Origin of the sequence: Massilia sp. BHUDP2 (assembly GCF_046236355.1) — a bacterium.
Lineage (GTDB): Bacteria > Pseudomonadota > Gammaproteobacteria > Burkholderiales > Burkholderiaceae_D > Telluria > Telluria varians.
This window is the reverse complement of record NZ_JBJUVW010000002.1, coordinates 786,978-804,619: the sequence shown is the minus strand read 5'-3', so window position 1 is coordinate 804,619 and position 17,642 is coordinate 786,978. Positions and strand designations below refer to the sequence as shown.

General features: G+C 66.9%; 16 protein-coding genes. 13 read left to right on the top strand and 3 right to left on the bottom strand.

All coding sequences use genetic code 11. The annotated features are described in order from the left end of the window. Nucleotides 1-42 precede the first annotated feature (42 nt). Nucleotides 43-2,334 (bottom strand): TonB-dependent receptor, encoded by a 2,292-nt coding sequence (locus ACK6C6_RS14200; RefSeq protein WP_409267826.1) that lies wholly within the window; start codon nt 2,332-2,334, stop codon nt 43-45. 272 nt (nt 2,335-2,606) lie between these two features. On the opposite strand from ACK6C6_RS14200, the gene ACK6C6_RS14195 reads away from it, so the two are divergent. The 11 genes from ACK6C6_RS14195 to ACK6C6_RS14145 all read left to right on the top strand — a co-directional run bounded on the left by ACK6C6_RS14195 (nt 2,607) and on the right by ACK6C6_RS14145 (nt 12,513). Beyond that, nucleotides 2,607-3,539 carry a LysR family transcriptional regulator gene (locus tag ACK6C6_RS14195; RefSeq protein WP_409267825.1) on the top strand — a complete coding sequence of 311 codons (933 nt, stop codon included), beginning with the start codon at nt 2,607-2,609 and terminating at the stop codon, nt 3,537-3,539. A gap of 44 nt (nt 3,540-3,583) precedes the next feature. Then, nucleotides 3,584-4,498 carry a LysR family transcriptional regulator gene (locus ACK6C6_RS14190; protein WP_409267824.1) on the top strand — a complete coding sequence of 305 codons (915 nt, stop codon included), beginning with the start codon at nt 3,584-3,586 and terminating at the stop codon, nt 4,496-4,498. Nucleotides 4,499-4,711: 213 nt separating this feature from the next. Next, nucleotides 4,712-6,133: an SLC13 family permease gene (locus ACK6C6_RS14185; protein WP_409267823.1), complete on the top strand. Its 1,422-nt coding sequence runs from the start codon at nt 4,712-4,714 to the stop codon at nt 6,131-6,133. A gap of 19 nt (nt 6,134-6,152) precedes the next feature. Further along, nucleotides 6,153-7,820: a malonate decarboxylase subunit alpha gene (gene mdcA / locus ACK6C6_RS14180; protein WP_409267822.1), complete on the top strand. Its 1,668-nt coding sequence runs from the start codon at nt 6,153-6,155 to the stop codon at nt 7,818-7,820. 8 nt (nt 7,821-7,828) lie between these two features. Next, nucleotides 7,829-8,143: a malonate decarboxylase acyl carrier protein gene (gene mdcC / locus ACK6C6_RS14175; protein WP_209588545.1), complete on the top strand. Its 315-nt coding sequence runs from the start codon at nt 7,829-7,831 to the stop codon at nt 8,141-8,143. Further along, nucleotides 8,140-9,036, top strand: coding sequence for a biotin-independent malonate decarboxylase subunit beta (locus ACK6C6_RS14170; RefSeq protein WP_409267821.1), 897 nt, complete (start codon nt 8,140-8,142; stop codon nt 9,034-9,036). The genes mdcC and ACK6C6_RS14170 overlap by 4 nt, the downstream gene beginning before the upstream one ends. Further along, nucleotides 9,036-9,752, top strand: coding sequence for a biotin-independent malonate decarboxylase subunit gamma (locus tag ACK6C6_RS14165; protein ID WP_409267820.1), 717 nt, complete (start codon nt 9,036-9,038; stop codon nt 9,750-9,752). The genes ACK6C6_RS14170 and ACK6C6_RS14165 overlap by 1 nt, the downstream gene beginning before the upstream one ends. Further along, nucleotides 9,736-10,437: a malonate decarboxylase holo-[acyl-carrier-protein] synthase gene (gene mdcG, locus ACK6C6_RS14160; RefSeq protein WP_409267819.1), complete on the top strand. Its 702-nt coding sequence runs from the start codon at nt 9,736-9,738 to the stop codon at nt 10,435-10,437. The genes ACK6C6_RS14165 and mdcG overlap by 17 nt, the downstream gene beginning before the upstream one ends. Further along, complete coding sequence (mdcB, locus tag ACK6C6_RS14155; protein WP_409267818.1) at nt 10,425-11,318, top strand: triphosphoribosyl-dephospho-CoA synthase MdcB; 894 nt, start codon at nt 10,425-10,427, stop codon at nt 11,316-11,318. Before mdcG ends, mdcB begins: the two co-directional genes overlap by 13 nt. Before the next feature lies 1 nt (nt 11,319). After that, nucleotides 11,320-12,249 carry an ACP S-malonyltransferase gene (locus ACK6C6_RS14150; RefSeq protein ID WP_409267817.1) on the top strand — a complete coding sequence of 310 codons (930 nt, stop codon included), beginning with the start codon at nt 11,320-11,322 and terminating at the stop codon, nt 12,247-12,249. A 123-nt stretch (nt 12,250-12,372) separates the two neighbouring features. Next, nucleotides 12,373-12,513: a hypothetical protein gene (locus ACK6C6_RS14145; RefSeq protein WP_409267816.1), complete on the top strand. Its 141-nt coding sequence runs from the start codon at nt 12,373-12,375 to the stop codon at nt 12,511-12,513. A gap of 176 nt (nt 12,514-12,689) precedes the next feature. Here the strand turns inward: ACK6C6_RS14145 and ACK6C6_RS14140 are convergent, their stop codons facing one another. Further along, nucleotides 12,690-13,769: a serine hydrolase domain-containing protein gene (locus ACK6C6_RS14140; protein WP_409267815.1), complete on the bottom strand. Its 1,080-nt coding sequence runs from the start codon at nt 13,767-13,769 to the stop codon at nt 12,690-12,692. Between the two features lie 82 nt (nt 13,770-13,851). Continuing rightward, complete coding sequence (locus ACK6C6_RS14135) at nt 13,852-14,991, bottom strand: GNAT family N-acetyltransferase (protein WP_409267814.1); 1,140 nt, start codon at nt 14,989-14,991, stop codon at nt 13,852-13,854. Between the two features lie 51 nt (nt 14,992-15,042). On the opposite strand from ACK6C6_RS14135, the gene ACK6C6_RS14130 reads away from it, so the two are divergent. Beyond that, nucleotides 15,043-17,091: an NAD(+) synthase gene (locus ACK6C6_RS14130; RefSeq protein WP_409267813.1), complete on the top strand. Its 2,049-nt coding sequence runs from the start codon at nt 15,043-15,045 to the stop codon at nt 17,089-17,091. A gap of 26 nt (nt 17,092-17,117) precedes the next feature. Beyond that, the gene (locus tag ACK6C6_RS14125; RefSeq protein WP_027866032.1) at nt 17,118-17,456 is read left to right on the top strand and encodes a P-II family nitrogen regulator; all 339 of its coding nucleotides are present in this window, start codon (nt 17,118-17,120) and stop codon (nt 17,454-17,456) included. The last annotated feature ends 186 nt before the right edge of the window (nt 17,457-17,642 follow it).

The following is a 17,642-nucleotide window of genomic DNA, read 5'->3' as shown; positions in this document are numbered from 1 at the left end:
GGGCGCCTGCCTGGAGATGCTGCGGGTACTTCGGTGGAAGGTTTAGAAGCGGTACTCGAGCGTTGCCGAGACCTGGCGTGGGTTGCCGTAGAACGCGGTCAGGGTACCTTCGTTGCCCAGGGTCGGGAACAGGTAGCCGCCGGTCTTGTAGTGCTTGTCGCTCAGGTTCTTGCCGTGCAGGCCGACGCGGACCTTGCCGTCGGTGCGGGTCCAGACGATGCTCGCGTCATACAGCTTGTACGACTCCTGGTCCAGCAACGATGCGGTCTCGAACTGGGCGGTGGCGCCCTTGTACGCAGCGCTGCCGATCAGCGACAGCTTGCCGCCGTAACCCATCACCGGCATCGGGATGTCGTAGTTGAAGCGCAGGTTGGCCGAGTTCTTCGGGGTGTTCTGGAAGGTGCGCTGGCTCGCCACGTTGACGCCGGCCGCGATGTATTCCTTGTACTCGGCATCGATGTAGCTGTACATGCCCGCGATCATGAAGTTCGGGGTGAGGTTGGCCACCGCTTCCAGTTCCGCGCCCTTGATCTTGGCCTTGCCGGCATTGGTGGTCACGCCGGCGAAGCTGTCGTCCTTGCCGTCGCCGTTGGTGTCGATCGCCACCGAACCCGGGATCTGCACGTCCTGGTAGTCGCTGTAGAACACCGCCGCGTTGGTGGTGATGCGGCCGCCGTTGAAGGCCGACTTCAGGCCCAGTTCGTAGGTCTCGATGGTTTCCGGCTCGTAGCCGCGCTGCGCCACCGCGATCGGGATGCGGGTGCCGACCACGTTCAGGCGCGGCTCGAAGCCGCCGCCCTTGAAGCCTTCCGAGTAGGACGCGTAGACGTTGTGGTCCTGGTTCAGCTTGTAGTTGAGGGCCACGCGTGGGGTGAATTTCTTGTCTTCGCGCTTCAGGATGCCGCCACGCAGGTCGGTGTCGGTGCGGAACAGGATGGCGCCGGCATTGCCCAGGGCCGGGGAACCGCCCGCGCCCAGGTAGATCTGGCGCAGCACTTCGGCTTCACGCTTGTCGACGGTGTAGCGACCGCCCAGCGAGACGCTGAAGGCGTCGGTGACGTTGTAGCTGCCGTCGGCGTAGATGGCCCAGGCCTTGGTGTCGATGTCGCCCATCGTGTAGGTCGAGGTCGGGACCGCGCCGCCGAGGATGGTGTCGAAGTGGTTGAAGGCGTTGGCGTCGATGTAGTAGATGCCGGCCACGCCCTGCAGGCGGTCGCCGTTGTAGGTGAGGTTGAACTCCTGGCTGAACTGCTTGTTGGTGTACAGGGCCGGGACTTCCATGTCGACCACCGCCAGCGAGTCGAAGTCGATCGGCGCATAGGACTTGTCCTTGCGCGAAGCCGTGATCGATTTGAGGGTCCACTCGTTATTCAGGGTGTATTCGACGGTGGCCGAGACGCCGTGCGCCTTGACTTCCTGGTCGTGGCCGAGCGCCTTCATCAGGTTGGCGCGGGTGTCGAAGACGTTCGAGAGGATCGGGGCGCCGCTGGTGCGGCCGACGATCAGGCGATGGCCGTTCTTCGGGCTGGAGTCGTCCTGGGTGACGTCGCCGGCGATGCGGATGAACAGGTCCTGGTTCGGGGTGAACTCGGCCGACAGGCGGGCCGCCGTCACATCCTTGTCGTAGTTCTCGCCGCCGGTGGTCAGGTTCTTGCCGAAGCCGTCGCGCTTGAAGCGGGCGAAGGTGCCGCCGATGCGTGCGGTTTCCGAGATCGGGGTGCTGGCGGTGGCGACGATTTCCTTCTGGCCGTACTGGCCGATGGTGGCGCGCAGGCGCGCATCGGTCTGCGGCGCCAGCTTGCGGGTGACGTACTTGACGGCGCCGCCGATGGTGTTGCGGCCGTACAGCGTGCCCTGCGGGCCGCGCAGCACTTCGATGCGCTCGACGTCGTAGATGTCGGCCACGGCAGCCTGCGGCCTGGCCAGGTAGATGTCGTCGATGTAGATGCCGACGCCGGACTCGAAGCCGGCCAGCGGGTCGGCCTGGCCGACGCCGCGGATGAAGGCGGTCAGGGTCGAGTTGGTGGCGCGCGAGGCTTTCAGGGTGGTGTTCGGCAGCGCGGTGGCGAGGGCGGTGATGTCCGGCGTCGCTACCTTGGAGAGCTGGTCGGCGCTGAAGGCGGTGACCGAGACCGGCACGTCCTGCAGGGTTTCTTCGCGGCGGCGGGCGGTCACGACCACCTTGTTGACGCCGCCTTCTTCGGCACTGGCCACCGGCGGGGCGGTGGTGGCTTCCTGCGCGTAGGCCACGTTGCCGCCCGAGAGGACGAGCAGGGCGACGGCCGACTGGATGGCGGGGTTCAGCAGCTTCAGTTTGTTCTTGGTCAGACGCATTCATGTCTCCTAATTTTTGATAGCGGCATGCGTTCAGGTTTTCGCATGGTCAGCAGTGTGCCTTGCTCCGGTTTGGTTAGATAGTCAACAATCGCCCACCCCTTTGTGCAAAAATGCACAGGCCGCTGCACCAGGCTTGTGCGCGTGTTGACGAGGGAGGATTCCGGCGGTGCACCGTTTGTGCGCTGCCGCATGCGAAAAGCGCCAAACGATTGCAGGGGGAATGTGCACTAGTGCACAATATGTCATCTTGATATCAAACAACCCGTCTGATGAATACGCTGCCTGAGTGGACCGACCTGCGATTCTTCCTGGAGCTGGCGCGCGCCGGCACCCTCTCGGGCGCCTCGCGCCGGCTGGAAGTGGAGCACACGACCGTGGCGCGCCGCATCGACCGGCTGGAAGCCCAGCTCGGCTCCACCCTGTTCGACCGCTCGCGCGAAGGCTACGAGCTGACCGAGGTCGGGCGCGCGCTGCTGCCGCATGCCGAGGCGATGGAGGGGGCGGCGCTGGCGGCGGCCGAACAGATCGGCGGGGCCGAAGTGGCGGCGCACGGCGTGGTGCGGCTCGGCGTGCCCGAGGTCTTCGGGGTGCGGGTGGTGGCGCCGCTGCTGGCCAGGCTCTTGGCCCAGCATCCCGACCTGTCGATCGACCTGCTGGCGCTGCCCAGCTTCGCCAACCTGGCCAACCGCGAGGCCGACCTCGGGGTCACGATGGATGCTCCCACCACCGGACGCTACATGGTGACGCGGCTGGCTTCCTTTCACTTCTACCTGTATGCCTCGCCGATCTACCTGGCCAAGCATCCGCCGATCCGCACCCAGGCCGACCTGGCCGGCCACGACTTCGTCGACTACGTGCAGGACCGGCTGGCCAGCCGCGAACTGTCCTACCTGAACGAGCTGGGTTTCACGCCGCGGCGGCGCATGTGCTGCTCGGGCATGACGGCGCAGCTGGAAGCCGCGTCGCTCGGCATGGGCCTGATGATGGCGCCGCCCTATGCGGTGCCCGACAACGGCCGCCTGGTGCGGGTGCTGCCGGATTTCCACGCCGAACGTGCATTCTGGCTGGCGGCGCCGACCGACCTGTACCGCCTGCGCCGGGTGAAGGTGGTGTGGAACCTGCTGCGCGAATGCGCGGAGAGCCATCCGGACCTGTTCGTGGCGGACAAGGCGGACACAGACGCGGGCTTGCCCGCATCCTGAGCAGGGCGTATCCTCGCCATTCTCGACCACTTCCCAGGCAATCCATGCGCAACCGGATCAGCGAAGACATCACTTTCCGCAAGCTCGAGATCCTGCTCGCCTACATGGAAGGCGGCAACCTGAACGCCGCGGCGCGCATGCTCGACATCAGCGCGGTGAGCGTGCACCGGGCCCTGCATTCGCTGGAAGAGGCGATGAGCTGCCAGCTGTTCAGCCTGCAGGGCCGCAACCTGATCCCGAACGAGGCGGCCCAGGTGCTGGCCGAGGTCAGCGCCGACGTGCTCAAGCTGATGGCCGACGGCATCGCCGCCACCCGCTCGGCGGCCGGCTATTCGGCCGACCACCTCAAGATCGGCTCGCTGTACTCGCTCACCACCGGGATCGTCCCCAACGTCATCATCGGCATCAAGCTGCGCAAGCAGGAGCTCGAGACCGAGCTGGTGCTCGGCTCCAACGACGACCTGCTGCACAAGCTCAAGCAGAACGCGATCGACGCCGCCCTGATCGCGGTGCCCGATCCCGATCCGGAGGTCGAATCGATCGCCCTGTTCGAGGACGAGGTCTTTTTCGCTGCCCCCGCCGGCTCGCCGTATGCCGGCATGAAGGAGGTCGACCTGCGCGAGTGCGCCGGCGAGAAGTTCGTGTGCCTGCGCGACGGCTTCGTCACCTTCAGCGGCTTCCAGGAAGCCTTCCGCATCGCCGGCTTCGCGCCGGCCATCGTCACCCGCGTGGGCGACATCTTCTCGCTGATGAACCTGGTGGCGGCGGGCATCGGCTATACCCTGCTGCCGGGCCGGGTGCGCGATGCCTTCGGCGACAAGGTGCAGCTGATCCCCCTGAAGGCCGACTACCGCATGCGCCAGACCATCGGCCTGAGCTTCCTGCGGGTGCGCGAACGCGATCCCAACCTGCTGGCCCTGGCGGCGGTTTGCCGCATGCTCAAGCATGGGCCCGCCTGAGATTTCGTCCCGACCGTTTCGCTGAACGTAAACGTCCCACGGCGAGCGTAATTGATCGGACAGGAATTCAGGGCTACCTTACGTCTCTAACACCATAACAAAAGAGCATGTCCGGCACGGCGGTCCAAGCGGCGGCCAGGCATGCATTGGAGACGTATCACCTGCGGCGCCGGGCCCAGTCCGCCCGGCGCCGCGCCTTGAAGGAGCACTACCGTGTCCTCTCATATGATCGCAATCCTCGTGCTGGCGCTGATGTTCGTGCTGGCCACCGCACTGCCCATCAACATGGGCGTCATCGCCTTCGTGGGCGCTTTCCTGGTCGGCTCGGTCGTGGCCGGCATGCAGGCCAAGGCCATCATGGCGGGCTTTCCCGCCGAACTGTTCCTGACCCTGGTCGGGATCACCTTCCTGTTCGCCCAGGCCCAGAACAACGGCACCATCGACTGGCTGGTCCGGCTCGCGGTGCGGGCTGTGGGCGGGCGCATCGCCGCCATTCCCTGGGTGATGTTCGCCATCACCGCGGTGCTCACCTCGGTGGGCGCCGTGAGCCCGGCGGCGGTGGCGATCATCGCCCCGATCGCGCTCGGCTTCGCCGCCAAGTACAACATCAATCCCCTGATGATGGGCATGATGGTGGTCCACGGCGCCCAGGGCGGCGGCTTTTCTCCCATCAGCATCTATGGCGGCATCACCAACAAGGTGGTGCACGAGGCGGGCTTGCCGTTGTCCGAAATGACCACCGCGCTCACCAGCCTGGGCGTCAACCTGGCGGTGTCGGCGGTGCTGTTCTTCGTCTTCGGCGGGATGAAGCTGATGCGCCAGCAGGTGCCGAAGTCGGCGCCCGGCGCCGGCATCGGGATGATGCCGTTCGGCCAGCCGGTGGCAGTGGCGGCGCAGGGACCGCAAATCTACGGCGACGCCGAGAACGAAGCGGCCAGCGAGGAACGCCTGACGGCGCAGCGCTCGAGCAGCGCGGCGGCCGGTGTGGGCCCGGTGGGTGCGGGCGGAGCGGCCGGCGCCGTGGGCGCCGAACGGCACGTAGGCCCGACCCTGCACCAGATCGTCACCGTGGCCGGCCTGATCGCGCTGGCCGTGCTGACCCTGATGTACAAGCTCGACATCGGCTTCGTCGCCATCACCATCGGCCTCCTGATCTCGATCCTGTCGCCGCAGGTGCAGAAGCGCGCCATCGGCCAGGTCTCGTGGCCCGAGATCATGCTGATCGTCGGCGTCAGCACCTATGTGGGCGTGATGCAGAAGATGGGCACCATCACCTGGGTCGGCGACACCGTCGCCACCCTCACGTCGCCGATGATGGTGGCCTTGCTGCTGCTGTTCGTGGGCGCCATCGTGTCCGCCTTCGCGTCCTCGACGGCGGTGCTGGGTTCCCTGATCCCGCTGGCCGTGCCTTTCCTGGCGTCCGGCACCGGCGTGGACCCGATCGGCTTCATCGCAGCGATGGCGGTGGCCTCCACCATCGTCGACGTCAGCCCGTTCTCGACCAACGGCGCGCTGGTGCTGGCCAGTGCCCAGCACATCGACCGCGACGTGTTCCTGCGCCAGCTGATGATCTACGGCGGGATCGTGACCCTGGTCGCGCCGGTCGTGGTGTGGCTGCTGTTCGTGGTCCTGTAAGCTTGACCAAGGAGAAGACATGAATGCAGTGGAAGGCCGCTGGACTACCCAGCAACACAACCGCAGCGCACGCCTGGCACGCGCCCAGGCGGCGCTCGGCGGGGCGCTGGACGGCAAGATCGTTGCGTCCTCGCACATCGTCGAGCTGCTGCACGCGGTACTGGAGCCGGGCGACCGCGTCTGCCTGGAAGGGAACAACCAGAAGCAGGCCGATTTCCTCGGCAAGGCGCTCACAAAAGTCGACCCGGCCCGCGTCAACAATCTGCACATGCTGCTGTCGGTGCTGTCGCTGCCCGAGCACCTCGACGTGTTCGAAAAGGGCCTGGGGTCGCGCCTGGACTTCTCATTCTCCGGGCCGCAGGCCGGGCGCCTGGCCAAGCTGGCGCAATCGGGCAAGCTCAACATCGGAGCGATCCACACTTACCTGGAGCTGTTCTCCCGCTACTTCGTGGACCTGACCCCGCGGGTGGCGCTGGTGGCGGCCGAGATGGCCGACCGCGAAGGCAACCTGTACACCGGCCCGAACACCGAGGACACGCCGGCCATCGTCGAGGCCACCGCCTTCAAGAGCGGCATCGTGATCGCCCAGGTGAACAAGGTGGTCGACAAGCTGCCGCGGGTGGACATCCCGTCCGGCTGGGTGGAATACGTGGTGCAGTCGCCGACGCCGTACTACATCGAGCCGCTGTTCACGCGCGACCCGGCCCAGATCTCGGAAATCCAGGTCCTGATGGCGATGATGGCGATCAAGGGCATCTATGCCGAGTACCAGGTCGAGCGCCTGAACCACGGCATCGGCTTCGACACCGCGGCCATCGAACTGCTCTTGCCGACCTATGCGGCGCAGCTCGGGTTGAAGGGCAAAATTGCGCGGCACTGGGCCCTGAACCCGCACCCGGCCCTGATCCCGGCGATCGAAGCCGGCTTCGTCGAGTCGGTACACTCCTTCGGCTCCGAACTGGGCATGGAGAACTACATCCGCGCCCGGCCCGACGTGTTCTTCGTCGGCCCGGACGGCTCGATGCGCAGCAACCGCGCCTTTTCCCAGGCGGCCGGCCACTATGCCTGCGACATGTTCATCGGCTCGACCCTGCAGATCGACCTGCAGGGCAATTCGTCCACGGCGACCCTGGGCCGCATCTCCGGCTTCGGCGGCGCGCCCAACATGGGCGCCGACGCGCGCGGCCGCAGGCATCCGAGCGCGGCCTGGCTCAAGGCCGGTCAGCAGGCGCGCGAGGGCCGCAACACCATCCCGCGCGGGCAGAAGCTGGTGGTGCAGATGGTCGAGACCTTCCGCGAGCACATGGCGCCGGCCTTTGTCGAACGCCTGGATGCCTGGCAGCTCGCCGAGCAGACCGGGATGGCGATCCCGCCCGTAATGATCTACGGCGATGACGTCACCCACATCCTCACCGAGGAGGGCATCGCCAACCTGCTGCTGTGCCGCAGTATTGAAGAGCGCGAGCAGGCGATCCGCGGCGTGGCCGGGTATACGCCGGTGGGCATGGGCCGCGACAAGCGCATGGTGGAGAACCTGCGCGACCGCGGCGTGATCCGCCGCGCCGAAGACCTCGGCATCGACAAGCGCACGGCGACCCGCGACCTGCTGGCCGCCAAGAACATGAAAGGCCTGGTGCGCGCATCCGGCGGACTGTACGATCCGCCGAAACGCTTCAGGAACTGGTAAGGACTCTTATGGAAACCCTTCAATACAGGTTTGAACAGGGCACGCGGCCACTGAGCGGCATGCCGCAGCTGGTGGGCGTGGTCGGCTCGGGCAATCTGGAAGTCCTGATCGAGCCGGCGCAGCTCAATGGCGCCTGCGAGATCGAGGTGCGCACCGCGGCGGTCGGCTTCGGCGCCACATGGCAGGCGGTGATGAGCGACTTCCACCAGCGCTGGAGCCTGGCGGACGCGCGCATCTGCATCAACGACATGGGCGCGACGCCGGCCGTGGTCGGCCTGCGCCTGGACCAGGCGGTGGAATCGCTCACCGGAGGAGCACCATGAGCAGCTATCTGGAACTGACGGCGCGCCAGCGCATCCCGGCGATCTTCGATCCCGGCAGCTTCGAGGAATTCCTGCCGCCCAGCGCGCGCGTGGCCAGTCCCCACCTGGCCCAGCTCGATGCGCCGGTCTCGTTCGACGACGGTGTGGTGGTCGGGCGTGCTCGCATTCAGGGCCGGCTGGTGTTCGGCGCGGCCCAGGAGGGCGGCTTCATGGGCGGCGCGGTGGGCGAGGTCCATGGCGCCAAGCTGGTCGGGATGCTGCGCCGTGCGGTCGAGGAACAGGCCGATGCGGTGCTGCTCCTGCTCGAATCGGGCGGGGTGCGCCTGCACGAGGCGAATGCCGGCCTGATCGCGGTGTCGGAAGTGATGCGCGCCATGCTGGACGCGCGCGAAGCCGGCATCCCGGTGGTAGCCCTGGTGGGCGGTTCGAACGGCTGCTTCGGCGGCATGGGGATCTCGGCGCGCTGCGCCAACACGGTGATCATGTCGGAAGAAGGGCGGCTCGCCATGTCCGGTCCCGAGGTGATCGAGACCGCGGCCGGCGTCGAGGAGTTCGATTCGCGCGACCGCGCCCTGGTGTGGCGCACCACCGGCGGCAAGCACCGCTACCTGATGGGCGACTGCCAGGTGCTGGTGCCCGACGATACGACGGCCTTCCGCGCCGCCGCCATTCGGGCGATCGAAGATGTCCGCAATCGGGGCGCGCAGCTGACACTGGAAGATTTGCTGGCCGAACAGGACATGCTGGCGCGCCGCATCGACCTGTCCGAGGGACTGTCCGAACCGATGGAAGTATGGAGGACGCTCGGCGTTCCCGATCCGGCCAGCGTGCCGATGCTCGATGCGGATGCGTTCATGGAACTGGCGGCGCAGCACCGCGTGGGAGGACGATAATGGACTGGCAAACACTGGCAACGCAGCTGTTCCCGGGCGGGCACGACATCATCGAGCGCGATCACTTCCTGTCCGGCTCGGCGCAGGTCGAGGGCAGGGCGCTCGACGTGATCGGCACCACCGGGCACGTCCCGATCGGCATCGAAATCGCGCTGGCCCAGGCGCGCGCGATCCTGAAGACGGTGCAGCAGCATCCCGGGCGCCCGATCCTGATCCTGGTCGATACGGTCGGCCAGCGCCTGCGCCACCGCGACGAGATGTTGGGCATCAACAGCTACATGGCCCACCTGGGCAAGTGCGTGGACTTCGCTCGCCGCAAGGGACATGTCGTGGTCGGCCTGGTGTACGACCAGGCGCTGTCCGGCGGCTTCATCACCAGCGGGCTGATCGCCAGCGCCTGCTATGCGCTGCCGCAGGCGACCATCCGCGTGATGGGCCTGCCGGCGATGGCGCGCATCACCAAGGTGCCGGAAGAGCGCCTGACCGAGCTGGCGAAGGACAACCCGGTGTTCGCGCCGGGCCCGGAGAACTACCTGCGCATGGGTGGCCTGCACGGCGTCTGGGAGGGGGACCTCGCAGGCGAGCTGGCGCGTGCGCTGGCGGCCGGCCCGGCCGAGGACACCCGCATGGCGCTGGGCCGCGAACGCGGCGGGCGCCTGCTGGCGCAGCCGGTGGCGGAAGCGGTCAGGACGGGCAGCCATGTTCGCCCGGCATGACCTGGTCTGGCTGACCGGCCGCGGCTGGGAGCGCGTGCGCGAAGCCGCACCGCTCGACGCGCTCGAGGCGCTCGACTTGTGGCAGGGCGGCGGCTGGCCGGCCGTGGTGCGGCGCGCGGAAATCGATTTGCCACCCAACGAAGTCGCCATCGGCTTCGCCCTGCCGCCGCGCCGCGCCGGCGACCCGAAGGGCGGCAAGGGCGGCAAGCTGCGTGTCGGCTGCCGGGTGGACCTGGCGGATATCGGGCGGCGCACCCGCGCGCTGCCGCTGGTGGGCGCCCTCGACGCGGTGCCGCCTCAGTGGCAGCAGGGCCTGGCGGCGCTGGAGCGCGAGGCGGCGGACGCCGGCATCGGGCTGGCCGTGTACGGCTCGGTGGCGCTGGAGGCGCTCACCGGACAGCGCTACCTGACGCCCAGGTCGGACATCGACCTGCTGCTGCGCCCCCTGAGCCGTGCGCAGCTGATGGCGGGCCTGGCGCTGCTGGCCCGGCACGCGCTCACGCTGCCGCTCGACGGCGAAGTGGTGTTCGCGGACGGCCGCGCGGTGGCCTGGAAAGAGCTGCAGGCGGCCTTCGCGAGCGCACCGGGAACCCGGGTACTGGCAAAAGGCCTCGAGCGGATTGCGCTGGTGCCGCCCGACGAACTGATCGCGACGCTGGAGGAGACCACCACATGGCTGAACTGATCGCGCTGCGGCCCGGCACACGCCGGATCCCGCCGCAGACCGGCGCCGACCTGCCGTTCTGCCGCCAGCTTGCGCGCCTGGCGGTGCGCAGCCTGTATGCGGAACTGGTGCTGTATCCGAAACCGGGCCTGGTCTCGCTGGTCGACAACGGCAGCCACGAGGACATGAACGCCGCCACCTTCATGCGCAGCATGTTCGCGCTGCGGCGTTACTTTTTCGAGATTGCCCGGGCCGGCATGGAGGATGCCCCTTTCCACGTGCTCAAGCGCCTGGGCATCGCGGCGGAGGCGCGGATGATGCGCGCCACCGGCGGCATCAATACCCACCGCGGCGCGATCTTCTGCCTCGGCCTGCTGTGCGCCGCCATCGGCCGCTGCCGCGCCAAGGGTACGCCGCTCAGGGCTGCCGCCATCCAGGCCACGCTCCTGATCCAGTGGGGCCGTGAACTCGGCGCGCACAGCGGCGAGGCGGATACGCTCTCGCACGGCCTGGAGGCGCGCCTGCGCTACGCGGCCAGCGGCGCGCGCGAGGAGGGGGCGCGCGGCTTTCCCTCCGTGTTCGCGGTCGGCCTGCCGGCCCTGCGGCGCACCCTGGCGGCAGGCGGCGGACTTCGCCGGGCCCGGGTCGATGCGCTGTTCGCCCTGATGGCGCACATGAGCGACACCAACGTCTACCATCGCGGCGGCCTCGAAGGCGCGCAAACGGTGCAGCGCGAGGCGCGCGCCTTCATCGCGCGCGGCGGCACGGCGGCACCGGACTGGGAAGCGCGCGCGCTGGCCTGCCACCACAGCTTTGTCGCGGCGCGCCTGTCGCCGGGCGGCGCCGCCGACCTGCTGGGCGCCGTATGCCTGCTGCAGTCCGTGTGCGGCGGGATGGACTAGCATGGCCGGCCGGCTCGTCCTCCTGTGTCCCGGCCAGGGCGGCCAGCACCCGGGCATGTTCGACATGGCGCGCAGCGATCCGGCGGCGAGCAGCCTGCTCGACGCGTGGTTTGCCGACCCGGCCCTTGGCCCCTTGCTGCGCGCGGCGGTGGAAGGAGAAGCGCGCTTTGCCAACGCCGTGGCGCAGCCGTCGATCGTGGCCGCGACGCTGGCCATGTGGACCGCGCTGGGCGAACTGCCGGCGCCGCCCGCACTGGTGGCCGGCTACAGCATCGGCGAGCTGTCCGCCTACGGCGTTGCCGGCGCGCTCGACCCTCTCGACGCCGTCAGACTCGCTGCCGAGCGTGCCCTGCTGATGAACGCCTGTCTTGCGGACGGGCAGCGCCAGGGCATGGTGGCGCTGTCCGGCATGCCGGCCGAGACGGTCGAACCGCTGCTGCAGCGCTTCGGCTTCCATCCCGCCATCGTCAACGGCGAGGACAGCCTGGTTGCCGGCGGACCTGCCGAGGGGCGTGAGCGGCTCGCGGAGGCGGCGGCGGCAGCCGGCGGCAAGGTCACCCTGTTGCCGGTCGAGCTTGCATCGCACACGCCCTACCTGCAGGGCGCGGTGGCGCCGTTCGCCGCGCTGCTGGCAGGGCAGCGCTGGTCTGCCTTCACCTGTCCGGTGTTATCCGGTATCTCGGCCGAAGGGGTGGAGGATGCGGCGAAAGCGATGGCCGAGCTGCCACGACAGATCGCGGAACCGATCCGCTGGAAGGACTGCATGGACGCCTGCGCCGAGGCGGGCGCGACGGTCGCGCTCGAACTGGGGCCGGGCGCGGCGCTCTCGCGCATGTTGCAGGTACGCCACCCCAAAATCGCTTGCCGTTCCGTTACGGAATTCCGTTCGCTGGACGGGATACGCTCCTGGCTAGGGGGGCAGCTCGAATAACATTCACCAGACTAATGTCTGGTATTGCTAATGGGAATTGGAATTTCACCCGACTCGCCCCTATAACGGTGATATGGGATCGCTGTTGCGATCGAATCGCTTATCGTAGGTAAGGAGTCGCAAGTGAATAAATTTCTGAACACCGCTACCCGCGTGCTGCTGGCCGCCGCCAACTCGCGCGCAATGCATGTCCTGCGCAAGCAGGCCGAACTCAGCAAGCCTTTTCACGTCGAGTTCCGCTCGAACGCTGGCGGCTGGAACTGATGAGCGCAGGCGCCTGAGGCGCCAGGTACTGGCAAACAGGGTCGGATTCGCGACGAGCGGGTCCGGCCCTTTGTTCGTCTACACCGCTGCATCGGTCCGACGGTGCTGCAGCTGTACATCCACTTGGTGTTGACTGCTGCCTGTGGAAGATGCACACATTTCCACTATACGTGCCCTCACGGGAGCGTGCCGTTCCAGGCCTGCACTGCCGAAATCAGCTGTTTGCTCAGCACTTCGTTATCGCCGCCGAAGCGGTCGCCGTTATGCAGCGTGATCGCGACGATGCCCGAATCGATGTCCATCTCGAGCTGGCTGTAGAAGTTGAGGATGTAGCCGCCGTGCCCGACCAGGCGCTTGCCGTTGACCGTGCGCACCCAGGTACCGAGCCCATATCCGGTCGCCTTGCCGTCCGGGAGGATGGTGTCGGTATTCATGCGCTTGACGCCGGCCGGCGACACCAGCTTCCCCGACTGCAGCGCGAGCATGAAGGCGGCGAGGTCGTCGACGGTGCTGACCAGGCCGCCGGCTGCATGCAGGTTGCTGGAGGCGAGCAGCATGGCAGGGGCGGGACCGCTGCGGTAGCCGGTGACCAGGCCCGGAATGAGCTCCTTGTCGCTGCCTTCGCGCGTATGCTTCAGGCCGAGCGGCTGGATGATGCGGCGATCCAGGAAGGCGAAAAAGCCTTCGCCCGACACCTTCTCGATCACCATGGCGAGCAGGTTGTAGCCGGTATTGTTGTAGGCGAATGTCGAACCTGGCGCGAAGTCGAGCGGGCGCTCGCGCACCGGCGCGATCAGTTCTTCCAGCGTGTGGTCCAGGCGAGCGCTCGTGCGCCAGTAACCCGAATCCATCGACAGGTTGGGAATACCGCTGGTGTGCCTCAAGAGATGCTCGATCGTGACCTTGTCCCAATGGGGCGGTGCATCCGGCAGGTAGCGCTTGAGGGGAGCGTTGAGGGTGAGCCTGCCTTCGTCGACCAGCAGCATGACGGCGCTTGCGGTGAACAGCTTGGTCGTCGAACCGATCCGGAACACGTGGCCGGGCTGGACCGGCACCCCGAGTTCCACGTTGGCCATGCCATAGGCCTTGCGCAGGACCGGGTGGCCGTCCTTGACGACGAGGGCGGCCACGCCGGGCAGTTCCGGCTTGAAGCGTGCGGCGACGATGCGGTCGAGGGACTGGACAAGGGACGCCGGCGCGTCCGGCGCAGCCATGGCGGCGAAGGGAAAACAGAGCAGCAGGGCGAGGCGCTTCATGCAGGTTGGCGTTGGTGGATGAGAGGCGGCGACGATAGCACGCGCCGGACCGCCAGAAATGCATGCATTCTCACACTGCCGCTCAGCGTCCCTCGCGGAACGGATTGCGCTCGTTGAGCTCGTCCAGGTAGTCGTCGATCCCACCCCGCTCGCGCTCCAGGAAGCGCTCGATCGCGTCCGCGAACGAGGGATGGGCCAGCCAGTGCGCTGACCAGGTGCGGGTCGGCAGAAAGCCGCGCGCCATCTTGTGCTCGCCCTGGGCGCCGCCCTCGAAGGCCTGGATCCCCTGTTCGATGCAGAACTCGAGCGGCTGATAATAGGCCGCCTCGAAGTGCAGGCAGGGCACGTGTTCCAGTTCGCCCCAGTAGCGCCCGAACAGCGTGCTCTCGTTGTGGATCACCAGCGAAGCCGCGATGTCGCGCCCCTCGCGCGAGGCGATGACGAGCAGGATGTTGTCGGGCATGCTCGCGCCGATACGCCGGAAGAAGTCCAGGTTCAGGTAGGGCGTCGAATAGTGGGCCTTGTAGGTGTGGCGGTAGCAGCGGTTGAACAGGACCCAGTCCGCGTCCGTCGCATCGCGCCCGCGCACGCGGCGCATCGTCACGCCAGCCTCGCGCACCTTCCGCCGCTCGGCGCGGATGTTCTTGCGCTTCTTCTGTTCGAGCGTGGACAGGAAGTCGTCGAACGTGCCGTACCCCCCGTTCAGCCAATGGAACTGGACCCCGCTGCGCAGCATGAAGCCGGCCTCCTGCAACTGGCGCGCCTGCTCCTCGGGCGGGAATAGCACATGGGTCGACGAGACCTCGGCCGCGCCCTGCGTGGCCACCAGCACCTCGACCAGCGCGGCCCTTGCCGCGTCGTCCACCGCCATCAGGCGCGGACCCGCCACCGGCGTGAACGGAATTGCGGAGAGCAGCTTCGGATAGTACTCGACCCCGTGCCGGTGGTAGGCATCGGCCCAGGCCCAGTCGAACACATACTCGCCGTAGGAGTGGCCCTTGACGTACAGGGGCAGGGCGGCCGCCAGCTGCTCGCCGTCGTAGAGGACGATGTACTGCGGCTGCCAGCCGGTCTCGGGCGCCGCGCTGCCCGATTCGTGCAGCGCGTGCAGGAAGGCATAGGACAGGAAAGGATTGGAGTCTTCCTGTGCCGAGACCAGCGCGTCCCACCGTTCCTGGCCAATCTCGGACAAGGAAGAAACGATATGCGTGCGATAATTCAAAATGACATCCCTAACGAATTGATGAGCGACGACTCAGCGAAAGTCTCACCAATGAACAAGCAATTCTTCAATCTCTACACGCACCACTTCGCCCGCGTCGCCGTGGCCATCCCGCGCTGCCGCATCGCCGACCCGGCCTTCAACGTCGAGCAGACCTTGACGCTGGCCCGCCAGGCCGCCGACGAAGGCGCCGTGCTGGTGGCCTTCCCCGAGCTGGGACTGTCGGCCTACAGCTGCGAAGACCTGTTCCACCAGCGCGCCCTGCTCGATGGCTGCCTCGAGGGCCTGGCGAAGATCATCGAAGCTTCGAAGGCGCTGCCGGTGGCGCTGGTCGTCGGCCTGCCGCTCAAGGTCAACCACCAGCTCTTCAATTGCGCCGCCGTCGTTGCGGGTGGCCGGGTGCTGGGCGTGGTGCCCAAGAGTTTCCTGCCTAATTATGGCGAGTTTTACGAATCCCGGCAGTTCAGTGCGGCCGATTGCGCGGCGGTGGAGCAAATCGACCTGTTCGGCGCAACCGTGCCTTTCGGTGCGAACCTGCTGTTCGAGATCGAGAACCTGCCCCTGTTCCGCTTCCACGTCGAGATCTGCGAAGACGTGTGGGTGCCGATTCCCCCGTCCTCGTTCGCCGCAATGGCCGGCGCCACGGTGCTGGTCAACCTGTCGGCCTCGAACGTCGTGGTGGGCAAGAGCGGCTACCGCCACCAGCTGGTGAGCCAGCAGTCGGCGCGCTGCCTGGCCGCCTACCTGTACACCTCGGCCGGGCGCGGCGAGTCGACCAACGACATGGCCTGGGACGGCCAGTCGCTCATCTACGAGAAGGGCGAGCTGCTGGCCGAGTCGGAACGCTTCAGCGACGATTCGCACGTGATCTTCGCCGACGTCGACCTCGACCGCCTGTCGAACGAGCGCATGCATGCCACCACCTTCGCGCAATCGGTGCGCCGCCATGCGGAAGAGGTGTCGAAGTTCCGCCTGGTACAGTTCACGCTCGCGCTGCCCCTGGAGCGCGACATGCCCCTAAGCCGTACGATCGAACGCTTCCCCTATGTGCCGGCCGACGTGGCGCGCCGCGACGAGCGCTGCCTTGAAGTCTACAACATCCAGGTGCAGGCCCTGATCCAGCGCCTGTCGAGCACCGGCATCAAGAAGGTGGTCATCGGCGTCTCCGGCGGGCTGGACTCGACCCATGCGCTGCTGGTCTGCGCCAAGGCCATGGACCGCCTTGGCCTGCCGCGCACCAACATCCTCGCCTATACGATGCCGGGCTTCGCCACCAGCGAGCGTACGCTCAAGCAGGCCAACGACCTGATGGCGGCGGTGGGCTGCAGCGCCCAGCTGATCGACATCCGCCCGAGCTGCATCCAGATGCTCAAGGACCTCGGCCACCCCTACGTGGAGGGCAAGGCGGAATACGACATCACCTTCGAGAACGTGCAGGCCGGCGAGCGCACCAACCACCTGTTCCGCCTGGCGAACTTCCACAACGGGATCGTGATCGGCACCGGCGACCTGTCCGAACTGGCGCTGGGCTGGTGCACCTACGGCGTGGGCGACCACATGTCGCACTACAACGTCAATGCCAGCGTGCCCAAGACCCTGATCTCCTACCTGGTGCGCTGGGTAGCCGAGACCGGCGCGGTGGTGGACAATGGCGCCGACGTGCTGCTGAAGATCCTCGACACCGAGATCAGCCCCGAGCTGGTGCCCGGAGGGGACAAGGATGGCAAACCGGCCCAGATCACCGAGGACACCATCGGCCCCTACGAGCTGCAGGACTTCAACCTGTACTACACACTGCGCTACGGCCTCAAGCCGAGCAAGGTGGCCTTCCTTTCCTGGAGCGCCTGGCACGACCGCGAGCAGGGCAGGTGGCCGAGCGCGGCCAACGTGCGCAACGAGTACGGGCTGGCTGCGATCAAGAAGAACCTCGGCATTTTCCTGTGGCGCTTCTTCAAGACCAGCCAGTTCAAGCGCACCTGCGTGCCGAACGGGCCGAAGGTCGGTAACGGCGGCTCGCTGTCCCCGCGCGGCGACTGGCGCGCACCGTCGGATTCCGAGGCCACCGTGTGGATGGACGACCTCAAGAATATCCCTGATTGATTCCTGTTTTTTAGAGAGAAAAGAAAATGAAACAGATTACCTGCGTGATCAAACCCTTCAAGCTGGACGAAGTGCGCGAGGCGCTGGCCGAAGTGAACGTCACCGGCCTGACCGTGACCGAAGTGAAGGGCTTCGGCCGCCAGAAGGGCCACACCGAGCTGTATCGCGGCGCCGAGTACGTGGTGGACTTCCTGCCGAAGGTGAAGATCGAGGTGGTGGTCGACGACGGCATGGCCGACCAGGTCGTTGACGCCATCATCAAGGCGGCCCGCACCGGCAAGATCGGCGACGGCAAGATCTTCGTGCAGAACGTGGAGCAGGTGATCCGCATCCGTACCGGCGAAACCGGCCCCGACGCCGTCTAAGCCGGCGCTTCCAGCGTTGCGGCTGGCATCCCGCGTTTCCCAAGCTCATCAGTTGTAGTCCTATTCTTGCTTCATGAGAAGCCAGCCTGCTATTCGAGTGCAGGCTGAGCTGAGCTATCATGCATAAAAATTGTCTAATTGACATGAGTACGTGTATCTCGCTCTTCCAACAAGCCTAGAGAGAAC